Annotated in this window: 9 protein-coding genes; 5 read left to right on the plus strand and 4 right to left on the minus strand. The window is 69.8% G+C overall.

Features of this window, described 5'->3' with window-relative positions:
* Positions 1 to 7 precede the first annotated feature (7 nt).
* Together KCH87_RS26950 and KCH87_RS26955 are read right to left on the minus strand one after the other, a co-directional pair.
* Positions 8 to 1,852, minus strand: a complete 1,845-nt coding sequence (locus tag KCH87_RS26950; protein WP_210588855.1) for an MFS transporter — start codon at positions 1,850 to 1,852, stop codon at positions 8 to 10.
* Positions 1,853 to 2,058: 206 nt separating this feature from the next.
* A complete protein-coding gene (locus KCH87_RS26955) occupies positions 2,059 to 4,935 on the minus strand; it encodes a D-alanyl-D-alanine carboxypeptidase (RefSeq protein ID WP_210589018.1) in 2,877 nt (958 codons plus the stop codon).
* A gap of 225 nt (positions 4,936 to 5,160) precedes the next feature.
* Here KCH87_RS26955 and KCH87_RS26960 point away from each other — a divergent pair, with 225 nt between their 5' ends.
* The 3 genes from KCH87_RS26960 to KCH87_RS26970 all read left to right on the plus strand — a co-directional run bounded on the left by KCH87_RS26960 (position 5,161) and on the right by KCH87_RS26970 (position 7,519).
* A complete protein-coding gene (locus KCH87_RS26960) occupies positions 5,161 to 5,916 on the plus strand; it encodes a GPP34 family phosphoprotein (protein WP_210588856.1) in 756 nt (251 codons plus the stop codon).
* 341 nt (positions 5,917 to 6,257) lie between these two features.
* The gene (locus KCH87_RS26965; protein ID WP_210588857.1) at positions 6,258 to 7,115 is read left to right on the plus strand and encodes a helix-turn-helix transcriptional regulator; all 858 of its coding nucleotides are present in this window, start codon (positions 6,258 to 6,260) and stop codon (positions 7,113 to 7,115) included.
* Positions 7,116 to 7,309: 194 nt separating this feature from the next.
* Positions 7,310 to 7,519 carry a DUF397 domain-containing protein gene (locus tag KCH87_RS26970; RefSeq protein ID WP_210588858.1) on the plus strand — a complete coding sequence of 70 codons (210 nt, stop codon included), beginning with the start codon at positions 7,310 to 7,312 and terminating at the stop codon, positions 7,517 to 7,519.
* A gap of 98 nt (positions 7,520 to 7,617) precedes the next feature.
* On the opposite strand, the gene KCH87_RS26975 is transcribed toward KCH87_RS26970, so the two are convergent.
* Positions 7,618 to 8,457: a hypothetical protein gene (locus tag KCH87_RS26975; RefSeq protein ID WP_210588859.1), complete on the minus strand. Its 840-nt coding sequence runs from the start codon at positions 8,455 to 8,457 to the stop codon at positions 7,618 to 7,620.
* Positions 8,458 to 8,532: 75 nt separating this feature from the next.
* Here KCH87_RS26975 and KCH87_RS26980 point away from each other — a divergent pair, with 75 nt between their 5' ends.
* Both KCH87_RS26980 and KCH87_RS26985 read left to right on the plus strand, forming a co-directional pair.
* Complete coding sequence (locus KCH87_RS26980; protein ID WP_210588860.1) at positions 8,533 to 9,318, plus strand: SDR family oxidoreductase; 786 nt, start codon at positions 8,533 to 8,535, stop codon at positions 9,316 to 9,318.
* A gap of 147 nt (positions 9,319 to 9,465) precedes the next feature.
* Complete coding sequence (locus KCH87_RS26985) at positions 9,466 to 11,037, plus strand: sodium:solute symporter family protein (RefSeq protein ID WP_210588861.1); 1,572 nt, start codon at positions 9,466 to 9,468, stop codon at positions 11,035 to 11,037.
* Positions 11,038 to 11,064: 27 nt separating this feature from the next.
* Here the strand turns inward: KCH87_RS26985 and KCH87_RS26990 are convergent, their stop codons facing one another.
* Positions 11,065 to 12,180 (minus strand): ADP-ribosylglycohydrolase family protein, encoded by a 1,116-nt coding sequence (locus KCH87_RS26990; RefSeq protein WP_210588862.1) that lies wholly within the window; start codon positions 12,178 to 12,180, stop codon positions 11,065 to 11,067.
* Between the last annotated feature and the right edge of the window lie 5 nt (positions 12,181 to 12,185).

Raw genomic sequence — 12,185 nt, forward strand, 5'->3', positions numbered from 1 at the left:
CTCGGGCCTACTTCAGCTCGTCCGGGCAGGGTGTCCCCCGTGGCAGTACGTACGGCGCACCCAGCCGGTAGGTCCCCGCTTTCGGTGCCAGCAGGACGGTCCACTTGTCGCCGTCCGCGTCCTCGTCGGCCTCCGTCAGGCAGCCGTTGATGTTGTTGTACGTCTTCGGGGTGCCGTCGGGGCGGTCCTTGGAGGCGTCCGTCTCCTGCGGGGGCTTCAGCTTCTTGCCCTCGGCATCGATGATGCTCAGCCACGGCGAGTACGGGATGCGGACGAGGATGCGGCCGGGCACGGTGACCTTCATCGTCAGCTCGGTCTGCTCGGTGCGCTCGACGACGGCGTTCGGCTCGGCGAGCGACGTCGGGTCGGTGACCTGGAACAGCTGCCAGTTGGCGTCGCCCCAGATCTGGTTCAGATACGGCATCCCGCGCTGGACGAGATCCCGCTCGCGCTCCCCGCCGTCGCCGTCCGCCTTGCCCTTGGGCAGGACGACGAAGTGGACGGCCCAGCGCCTGAGCCACTCGTAGTAGTTGGCGGAGTTGAGGGTGTCGTCGTAGAAGAGCGGGTTGCGTTCCATGTCGGCCTGGCGGTTCCAGCCGCGGGCCAGGTTGACGTACGGGGCGAGCGCGGAGGCCTCGCGGTGGGAGCTGGCCGGGACCACCTCGACGCGGCCCTTCTCGGCGCCGACCTCCTGGAGTTCGTTGACGAGCGGCGCCAGCTCGCGCGCCCAGGAGGCGGTCGGGGTCGTGTTCACGACGTCGTCGACGGACTTGAAGCCGATCCACGCGTTGAAGCCGACGACGGCCACGACGAGCGCGTACCACTTGCGGGAGCGGGGCACCGTGAACGGCAGCGCGGCCACCAGCGCCACTCCCGCGAACAGCATCGGCAGCCGCGTGATGTTGGAGCCGATCTGCGAGCTGATCAGCCACACCAGCAGGACCGAGAGGCCGTACACGGCGGCCGTGATCCGCACCGTCTTCCAATCGCGCGGTACGGCGACGAGGACGAGGACCGAGGACAGCAGCGGCAGCGACGCCGAGCCGAAGGACATCGGCTGGGTGCCGGAGAAGGGGAACATCCAGGCGGACACGGCGACCACGGCCGCAGGGGCGAGCCCCAGCGCCCAGGCGCCCGGCCGGCGCTTCTGAAGGAAGAGGGCGACGGCCACCAGCCCCACGAACAGGCCCGCCACCGGCGACGCCATCGTGGCGAGCGCCGCCAGCGGGGCCGCGCACAGCGCCTTCGCCCAGCGTTTGTAGCGCCAGCGGTACGGCCAGCAGAACACCACCGCGACCGCACCCAGCGCGAACACCGTGCCAAGACCGAACGTCACCCGCCCCGACGCGGCATTGCACAGGAACGCGAACACGCCCGCGAGCGCCGCCCACAGCGGGTTCCGTACCGAGCGGCTGCGGAGAAGGATCATCGTCAGCAGCCCGGCCGAGACCGTGCCCGCGATCATCATCGTCGTACGGACACCGAGGACGGACATCAGATACGGCGACACCACGCTGTACGACACCGGGTGCATACCGCCGTACCAGGCGAGGTTGTACGCCGAGTCCGGGTGCCGGCCGACGAACTCGGCCCAGGCGTCCTGCGCCGCGAGGTCGCCGCCACTGTTCGCGAACGTGAAGAACCAGACGACGTGGAGGGCGGCCGAGAGGGCGGTGACGGACAGGACGGGGTGGCGCAGGAGCCGTTCACGGAAGGCCAGGACAGCACGCCTGACCTCTGCTGCCGTACCGCCGTCCGCACTGTCGGTCTGCGGTGCGGGCACGCGTATTCGCGGGCCGAGTCCTGGGTCCGGATCGGCGTCGTCTGCGTGTTTCGGCTCCGCGGTGGCCACCTGAAGGCACTCCCCGTGTCCTGTCTTCTGTTCTCTTCAGGACGCGTCCCGTTCCCCGGCCGTTGCCTGCCGCGTCCCTGCGGCATTCCCGGCCGCGTCCCCTGAGCGGTGACCTGCCCCGATTCGCGACGCTAACACGTGGCCCGCCGCGCGGCTCCCGGGTGGGGCCGTACGGCGGGCCACGGTGGAGAACGTGGCGCCCGGGATCAGATGAGGCGCGTCAACTTGTCCGTGAAGCCCGGCTCGGCGAGGTCCGTCTGAAGCGCCACCGGCACCTCCACCGCGCCGCCCGAACCGTCGCCGACGGTGAGCGTGCCGACCTTGGTGCCGGCCGTCGCGGAGTGCGGTACCTCGTCGGAGGCGAAGGACAGCTTCACCTTCAGCCCGGCCCAGCCGACCGCGCTGACGTCCTTGGTGACGACGATCGGCGTCTTCCCGCCGAGCTGGTCGTCCACGTACCCGACGACGTCGCCCTTCTTCAGGATCTTGGCCGACGTGATCGCCTCCTGGGCGGCGAGCATCGCGGTCTTGCTGACCGCGTTGACCGTGTCGATGATCGGCGCCGTGTGCTGGCCGAGGATGGCGCCGACGACGGTGACGGTCTCGCCGTCGATCTCCTTGGTGCCGGCGTAGAGCAGGTTGCCGCCGGCCGCGGTGGTGGTGCCGGTCTTGATGCCGATGGCGCCGTCGTAAGGAACGAGCTTGTTGTAGTTGTTCCACCGCTGGCCCGACGGGTCGTCCCAGTAGGGCAGCTTGGTGATGTCGACGAGCGCCTGGATCTCGACCAGTTCGTTGCCGAGCTTCACCTGGTCCTCGGCGGTGGAGACGGTGGACTCCTTCAGCCCGGAGGCGTCGGTGTACGTCGTGTTCTTCATCCCGAGTTCCTTGGCGGCGTCGTTCATCTTCTCGATGAACGCCTTCTCGGAGCCCGCGTCCCAACGGGCCAGCAGCCGGGCGATGTTGTTCGCCGACGGGATCATGATGGCCGACAGCGCCTGCTTCAGGCTGAGCTTGTCGCCCGCCTTGACGGTGTTGAGCGTCGACTCGTCGTCCTTGTCATAGCCGCCCTCCTTCTCGGCGAGGGCGTCGACCGTGATGCCCGGCCCTTCCTGGCCGGGCTTGAGCGGGTGGTCCTTGAGGACGACGTACGCCGTCATGGCCTTCGCGACCGACCCGATGGCGACCGGCTTCTGCTCGCCGAAGTTCCCCATCGTCCCAATGCCGTTGACGTCCATCCAGCCCTGACCCTCACCCGGCCACGGCAGGTCGACCTTGCTGCCGTCGAACGTGTACGAGTCCTCGGCGGTGAGCGCGAGCTCGGGCGTCGGCAGCGGACGCACAGCCTGTACGACCGCAAAGACGACCGCCAGCAGCAAAACCAGCGGCGTCCAGATCTTGACCCGCCGCGCAGCCGTGCGCAGCGGCGTCTGCGGGGGCGGCGGCGTGTTCGTCAGCTCCGCCAGCAGATCCAGCGGCGGCTTCGGCGGCAACGGCTGCTGCGTCGTCCGTTCCGGTCCGACCTGCGGCACGGAACGGGTGGCGTCCGGCGTCGCCGGCTTCGCCGCGTCCGGACGCGGCTCGTCGAGCGGCTTGAGCGCGACGAACTTGCTGGTGCGCTCGACTTCGGCCTCGGGCGCCGTCGGCTTGGCCGCGTCGCCCAGCTTCAGCATCGTGGTCGGCTGATCCACGGCGGGCGCGGAGGGCCGCACGGCCCTGAAGACACCGGTGGGCTGGTCCACGGGGTGCTTGTCGGCGTCCGTGTCCGCGTCGGCGTCGACCTCGTCGGTGTCGGTACCGGTCTCGTCCTGCGGCTCGGCATCGGAATCGGCCACACCCGCAGACACAGCCTCACCATCGCTGCCGGCCTCCGGCTCGGCGTCGGCCTCGTCGGTGTCGGTACCGGTCTCGTCCTGCGGCTCGGCATCGGAATCGGCCACGCCCTCAGACGCAGCCTCACCATCGCTGCCGGCGCCCGCCTCGGCGTCACCCTCGACCTCCGGCTCGGCGTCGACCTCGGCGTCACCCTCAGTCTCCGGTTCGGCGTCGGCGCCCGTCTCGGCGTCGCCCTCGGTCTCCGGCTCGGCGTCGGCCTCCGCAGCGGCGTCGCCTCCCGCAGCCGCCTCGGCCTCACCAGCGGCCTCGTCGCCGCCCTCCACGCCCTCATCTGCGCCCTCGGACGTCACCACGCCCCCGTCGGCGTCCTCGCCGCTCTCGGACGCCACCACGTCCCCGGCGTCGCCCTCCTCGGACGCCACCACGTCAGCGACCTCGGCCTCCGCATCCGTCTCTGACGGCTCCCCGTCCGCCCCGGCCACCCAAGCCGCCACAGCCGCCCGCAGCCGGTCATCACCCCCGGCGTTCGCGCCGTCGCCCGCAGCATCTCCGGCATCCGACACGGCACCCGTGGCGTTCCCAGCGTCGTCCTCGGCGTCGCCCGCAGCATCCGCCACGGCACCCGCGTCGTTCCCACCGTCGTCCGCGGCGTCCCCGGCACCACTCGCGGCATCCGCGCCATCGCCCGCAGCATCCCCGGCGTCATCCGCGGCATCCGCGACACCCCCGGCATCGTCCGCGCCGTAGCCCACGGCATCCCCGCCGTCGCCCACGGCACCCCCGCCGTCACCGGCAGCGGCATCGTCCCCGGCGTCGCCCGCAGCGTTCGCCGCGTCACCGGCGGAAGGATCCTCCGAACCGGCAGAAGAGTCCCCCGGACTGGCGGAAGAGCCCTCCGGACCGACCGAAGAGCCCTCCGGACCGGCGACACCCTCGGCGCCGCCGCCCTCGCTCTCGTCGCCCCCGCCCCCGGCCCCGGCCCCTGCCTCGACCTCGCCCTCGACCTCCCGCACATCCTTCGGAAGGTCCCGTACCGAGAAGATCTTTGTCGCCGTGTCCACGCCGCCACGCGCCTCGGACGACGACGTCGAAGCCGCGGTGCCCGCTTCCCGTGCCACCGCGAGCCGCGGATCCGCGGCCCCGCTCCTGGCTTCGGGAACCGGACTCGCGCTCCCCGACGTCGGTTCTGCCGACGACTCGCGCTGCTTCGACCTGTCGGGGGACTCGCCCGCCACCGATGCCTCCTCCATGCGCCGCACGGAACCCTCCGTACGCGTACCGAACCGTGAATCGTCGCCCGGACACCGCATCCCTACCCCTGTCCGAACCATGTACCAGTGTCCTGTGTGGGGGCTTAACCCCTGCGGTAGACGAGAACGACATACCTGCCGGTTCCACTACATTCCGGTCACGCACTCTCGACAGACCAATGTGAGAGGGGTCACCCTGTCATTCATCCACGCGGGGAGGCATGGATGGGCAGGAGCCGCAGAACACTTCCGGAGGAGCTTCTGCTGCTGGCACTGGACCCGACCACGGGTACCACTGCACAGCCGCAGTCGCTCGACCTTGGTCTGGCCGGAGCACAGCTAGTAGAGCTGGCGCTGGCCGGACGGATAGCCCCAGACGGGGATCGTATCGCCGTGGTGTCCCCACGGCCGACTGGAGATCCGACTTTGGACTGCGCGTTGGAGTTGCTGCGAAGGCGTGGCGCTCCGGTACGGGCAGTGCACTGGATTGGCGGGCCGCGTCTTGGGCTGCGCCAGACCTACCTCTCGCATCTGGAGCGGTGCGGCATGGTGCATGCCGTGGCGGGCCAGATGTGCGGAGTGCTTCCGACGACTCGCTATCAGGCGAGTCAGACCGAGATCAGCCGGGAGATCAGAAGCCGGCTGGACTCCGCGATCCGCACCGGCGTACCGCCGGACCCGCGGACCGCGGCGCTCGCCGCACTGGCGCACGCGGTCGGCCTCGGCAAGCACCTGTATCCGGGCAATGAGGGACGCTCGTCCCGCTCCCGGCTACGGGACCTGATCAGGCACGACCCGATGGGCGGCCTCGTGGCGCACGCCGTGATGGACGTCCAGAACGGTGTGGCGGCACAGCCACGCCGTAGCCCGGCACCGGCCGGCCGCCAGGCCGCCCCCGGTGGCAGGCCCGCACCGGAACCCGCCCGCGGCGTTCCGATGCAACCGCACCGCGGTTCCATGACGCGTGTCGTGGCCCACTGAGCCGCAGTCCCACGACACGAGCAGCACCACCCGAACCGCAGCACCACCGCACCACGCACATCAGCGCCGCACCGCATCCCCCGGACCGGTACGGGAGCCGCTGGACCGCGCGGGGCAATGAGGCCGCACGTCCTGGACGACGACGCGGTCTCACCGCCCCGCGCGGTCGTGTGCGTAACGGCGCCTTCGTGCCGCGCCACCCGGCGCCACCGCGTCCGAACTGGCGCGCACCCGCCGTATATCCACCGTTTCCCAGCGGTACGAAGCACCTTGGTGGCAGTCTGCTCAACAGCAGATACGCAAAGTGGCAAGCAAGGCACGCAGCCGGAGGTGCACGTCCCGTGGCGTCCAATGTCAATCCCACCGTCAGGCGACGCCGGCTGGGCCAGGAGCTGCGCAGGCTCCGCGAGCTCAAGGGCATGACAGCCGAAGAGGTCGCCGAGCGGCTGCTGGTCTCACAGTCGAAGATCAGCCGGCTGGAGAACGGCCGGCGCAGCATCAGCCAGCGCGACGTCCGTGATCTGTGCGGGGTCTACGAGGTGGAGGACCACCGGATCGTCGACTCGCTGATGCAAATGGCCAAGGACTCCCGCCAGCAGGGCTGGTGGCATTCCTTCGGCGACATCCCGTACAGCGTCTACATCGGCCTGGAGACGGACGCGGCGAGCCTTCGGGCGTACGACCCGCAGGTCGTCCCCGGACTGCTTCAGACCCGGCCGTACGCGGAGGCGCTCATCGCGGGTGCGCTGCCCGAGACGGCGGCCGGCGATGTCGACAAGCGTGTGCAGGTGCGGCTGCGCCGGCAGGAACGAATCACCGCCCCGGACAACCCGCTGCGCCTGTGGTCGGTCCTGGACGAGGCCGCGCTGCGCCGGCTGGTCGGCAACCGTTCGCTGATGCGCGAGCAGTTGGAGTACCTGGTCGAGCAGTCGCAGCTGCCGCACGTCACCGTGCAGGTGATCCCCTTCGAGATGGGGGCGCATCCGGGCCTGAACGGTCAGTACGCGATCCTGGAGTTCCCGGACGCGTCGGACTCCAGCGTCGTCTACATCGAGGGCGTCACCAGCGATCTGTACCTGGAGAAGGCGAACGACGTACAGAAGTACGCGGTGATGTACGAGCACCTGCGCGCCCAGGCTCTGAACGTGGATCAGTCCCGGCAGTTCATCGCGGACATCGCGAAGGAATACGCCCGCTAGGGCCCGCCCTGGGCAGAAGTGGGCGCACAGTACACCGTCGCCCGGCCAGGATGGAAGCGACACTGGAATATGCCACCCGGTCGAGTGAATGGTCGCTTCATCAGCCGATGTTGGCGAGTAGCGTCGATCACGCCATCAAGCAACACCGATTGGCGCAATCTCAGCAACTCATCAACTGGCAATGCGGAGCGAACATGGCAATTCGTCAGGGCGCCACGGACACGTGGACCAAGTCCTCGTACTCCACGGGAAACGGCGCATGCGTCGAAATCAAGTCACCGGTTCTCGCGGCCATGGCCGTCCGGGACTCCAAGGTCCCCGAGGGCCCCACGCTCGCCTTCCCGGCGAACTCGTGGAACGTCTTCGTGGCTCAGGTCGGCCGGGGGACTTTCGACCTCGGCTGATGCGGCACCGTCTCTCACAACTCCATAAGCACCACAGGAAGAGCCCTCTCGACTAGCCCGCCGTCCTTGCCGAGGGGGCTCGGCTTTTGCCCCTCCCGCTACCTCAGCCGGTCCACGTACTTGTCCGTCCCCGGCACGGTCGGAACGAACGGCGCCACCAGCTCCACCCTCCCCAGCCCGGCCTCCCCGACCGCCGCGTCCAGCCCGGCGAAGTACTCCTCCCAGCAGTCCCGCGGATCCGCCTCGAGAAACCACAGCAACGTCAGCCGGGTGTCGACGCCCTCGACCTGCTTCACATACGTCATGCGGTCGCCGGGCAGCGGAGTCGGCCGGAAGACGACGACCATGGCGCACGGCGAGCCCGCCACCCGCTTCGGCAGGTGCCGTGACCGCAGCCACTCCAGCAACTCGGCCCGCTGCTCGGGCGATTCGGCGTCGATGACCTCGACGACCAGTCCGGCGTAGGGGTGGTCGAGGGCGTGGAAGTCCCGGGGCCCGGCGGCACCGTCCCGGTACACCGTGGCCTCGTGGTCCTGGAACGCCGTGAAGACGTGCGTACGGTCCTGATAGACGCGGCCGTCGCGGTTGAGGCGCTTGTTGATGCCGACGGTCCACTTCATGTGGTCGTCGTAGCGGCCGTCGGTGATCCAGTACGTCGAGATGTAGCAGCCGGCGGTGACCGGCTGGGCGATCGCCGACTTCTCGGGGTAGCGGAGGAGTTGGAGATCCCGGGTGGCCACCCAGCGGCGGCCCGCGTACATCCAGGGCATGGCCATCGCACCGGCGTAGTAGTGGTCGTCCTCGTACCAGCGGTTGTAGGCGTACTCGTGGCCCGGGTGCGGTTCGACCATGGTGATCAGGGCGTGGCCCGGATGGACACCGTACGGGCCTACGGCGGCCAGCTCGGCGTACGTGTCGCTGCGGGTGTCGTCGCTCATGCGGTTCCCCTTTCAAGCGGTCGCCCATACTCTGACGCTCCGTCAGAAAGAGCGGAAGAGGCGGGAGGGATCGGGATGGCACTGCTCGCGGGCAAGACGGTCGTGGTGTCGGGAGTCGGGGCCGGGCTCGGGCATCAGGTCGCGGCGGCCGTCGTACGGGACGGGGGCAATGCCGTGCTGGGGGCGCGGACGGAGGCGAACCTCGCCAAGAGCGCCGCGGAGATCGATCCGGACGGGGCGCACACGGCGTACCGGACGGCCGACATCACCGACGAGGCGCAGTGCGAGTCGCTGGCGGAGCTCGCGCGGGAGCGGTTCGGCGGGATCGACGCGGTGGTCCATGTGGCCGCCTGGGACGGCTACTTCGGCGGTGTCGAGGACGCGGACTTCACCACCTGGCAGTCGGTGATCGACGTGAATCTGCTGGGGTCGCTGCGGATGACGCGCGCCTGTCTGCCCGCGCTGAAGGAGCGCGGGGGCTCGGTGGTGTTCATCGGGACGCAGTCGGCGGTGGCGGCGCCCTCGCAGGTGCGGCAGGCGGCGTACGCGGCCTCCAAGGGGGCGCTGACGAGCGCGATGTACTCGCTGGCCCGGGAGCTCGGGCCGGCCCGGATCCGGGTGAACACCGTGCTTCCGGGGTGGATGTGGGGGCCACCGGTGCAGGCGTACGTCCAGTTCGCCGCGCATACCGAGAAGGTGCCGGAGGCGGACGTACTGCAACGGCTGACGGATCGGATGGCGCTGCCGGAGCTGGCCACGGACGGGGACGTGGCGGACGCGGCGGTTTTCCTGGCGTCGGACCGGGCGCGGGCGATCACAGGGCAGTCTTTGCTGGTCAACGCGGGGGAGCTGATGCGCTGAGCCGATTACCAGGGTTCATGTCCATGAACGCAGGTCACCAAGGAGAACATTTTTACTGTCCCTTGACCTGACGCTTGCTTGTCGTGCCCGCGTAAACGCACTCACGATGAGCGGGCCGTTCACATGGCGGACCCTGGAAGGGGGCTCATGAACAGTCTCGACTGGGCCGTACTCATCGGCTACTTCGGTGTGATGGTCGCCATCGGCGTCTGGTCGCACAAGCGCGTGGACAACGTCAGCGACTTCTTCACGGCCGGCGGGAAGATGCCCTGGTGGCTCTCCGGCATCTCGCACCACATGTCGGGCTACAGCGCGGTGATGTTCACCGGCTACGCGGGCATCGCCTACACCTACGGCGTCACGTCCTTCGTGACGTGGTCCTTCCCCATCGCCCTCGGTATCGCCATCGGGTCGAAGCTGTTCGCTCCGCGCATCAACCGGCTGCGGTCGCGGTTGCATGTGGCGTCCCCGCTCGAGTACCTGAAGAACCGCTACGACCTCAGGACCCAGCAGGCGCTGGCCTGGTCCGGGATGCTGCTGAAGATCGTGGACGTCGGCGCCAAGTGGGCCGCGATCGCCACGCTGCTGTCGGTGTTCACGGGTGTGTCCCTGAACCAGGGCATCCTCATCACCGGTTGCATCACCGCCGTCTACTGCACCATCGGCGGCCTGTGGGCGGACGCGCTGACCGAGCTCGGCCAGTTCGTCATCCAACTCCTCGCCGGTGTCGCGATGTTCGTCGCGGTGGTCCTGGAACTCAACGACAAGGGCATCGGGTTCTTCGGCGCCTGGGACGAGCCGGCGCTCCAGGGCCACGACAAGCCGCTGGTCGGACCGTACGGAACCGTCTTCCTGCTCGCCTTCCTCTTCATCAAGCTCTTCGAGTACAACGGCGGCATGCTCAACCAGGCCCAGCGCTACATGGCCACGGCCACCCCGCGCGAGGCCGAGCGGTCGGCGCGGCTGTCGGCGGTGCTGTGGCTGGTGTGGCCGGTGGTGCTGTTCTTCCCCATGTGGATGTCGCCGCTGCTGGTCGAGTCGCAGAAGGCGGACGGGTCCGACTCGTACGGCCTGATGACCGAACAGCTCCTCCCGCACGGCCTGTTGGGCCTGGTGATCGTCGGCTTCTTCTCGCACACGATGGCCATGTGCTCCTCCGACGCCAACGCGATCGCGGCCGTCTTCACCCGGGACGTGGCACCGGTGGTGTCGAAGCAGGCGCGGGCCTGGAACGATCGGTCCGGTCTGGTCGCGGCACGCGTCACCACCGTCGTCTTCCTCGGTCTGTCGATGGCGGTGGCGACACAGGTCAACTCCCCCGCCTTCAAGGACATCATCACCGTCGTGATCAAGTGGGTCGCCGGTCTCATGGGTCCGATCGCGATCCCGATGATGCTGGGCCTGCTGCGCCCGTTCCGCCGCTCGGGACCGACGGCAGCGCTCACCAGCTGGGCCGCCGGCCTGTTCGCCTTCTGGCTGGTCAACTACCCGATCCACTGGAACGTCGACGGCGGCGTCCCGCTCCAGTACCAGGTGTCGATCCCGCTGGCGGTGTCACTGTTCCTGTACATCCTCATCGGCTTCGTGAAACCGGAGGACACCCCGGAGCGGCTCGCCGTCATCGAGAAGATCAACACCGACGGGGACGACGCGGCGGCCGCCGTACCGGCTCCGACGGGGGCGGGGGACGACGTGGTGCGTACGACGGCGAAGGACTGAGCCCGGCCGGGACCTCGGCGCGCGGGGTCAGGCCCTCGGGTACCGCGTGATCCAGCCCGGGGCCGAGCCGGCCGGGCCATGCAGCGCAGGGCCCTGGGTCATCTCCATGGCGAAGTCGTCGGCCAGTTCCAGGATCGTGGGACGGCCCTCCAGCTCGGCCAGCCAGGCCGGGGGGAGGGCCGTTTCGCCGTGCAGGGCGCCCAGCAGGCCGCCGGTGAGCGCGCCGGCCGCCCCCGAGGGCCCGGCCTGGTTCACGGCGAGACAGAGCCCGTGCCGGACGTCCTCCCCGACCAGCGCGCAGTACACGGACGCGGCCAGCAACCCGTCCGCCGTCCCGTCCCCCGCCAGCTCCTCCACCCGCGAGGGCGAGGGCATGCCCTGTCGTACGGCGCCCAGGGCGTGCTGGAGGGAGTCGGAGACGGGCTGGTGTCCGGGACGGGCGGAGAGCAGCGCGAGGGCCCGCTGCACGGCGCCGTCGAGGCCCTCGCCGCGGGCCAGGGAGTGCACGATCACGGCGTACGCGCCGGCGGACAGATAGGCGGCGGGATGGCCGTGCGTCTGCGCGGCACACTCCACGGCGAGCTGCACGACCAGCTGCGGCTCCCAGCCCACGAGCAGCCCGAAGGGCCCGGAACGGGCGGCGGCCTCGGGCCCGGTCTCTCCGGGATTCTTGGGAGCGTCCAGAGTGCCCATGGCGTCGTCCCCGAACCCGACGATCAGGGAGCGCGCCGGATCCCGCCGGGCGTACAGCCACTCCTCCCGGGCCAGCCACCCGTCGTCCTTGCGCCGCTCGTCCGGTCCCCAGTCCCGCTGCGTCGCGGCCCATCTCAGATAGGCCCGATGCAGATCGGTCGGCGGATGCCAGGCGCCGGTGTCCCGGCGCACCTGGGCGCGTATCAGCCCGTCGACGGAGAAGAGGCTGAGCTGGGTGAGATGAGTGACGGCCCCGCGTCTCCCGTACCCATGGGCGAGATCGACGAGCCCTTCGGCGCCGTACGCCTCCCGGATCTCCTCGGTCGAGAGCCCGTCGACGGGCGCACCCAGCGCATCACCCAGCGCCGCACCGAGCAGCGTCCCCCGCACCCGGCTCCGAAAGTCCTGCTGCTCGGCACGTCCCCAGACGGCCCCGGTCGTCGCACCCACCAAGA

Origin of the sequence: Streptomyces sp. GESEQ-35, assembly GCF_017948485.1 — a bacterium.
Classification (GTDB): domain Bacteria; phylum Actinomycetota; class Actinomycetes; order Streptomycetales; family Streptomycetaceae; genus Streptomyces.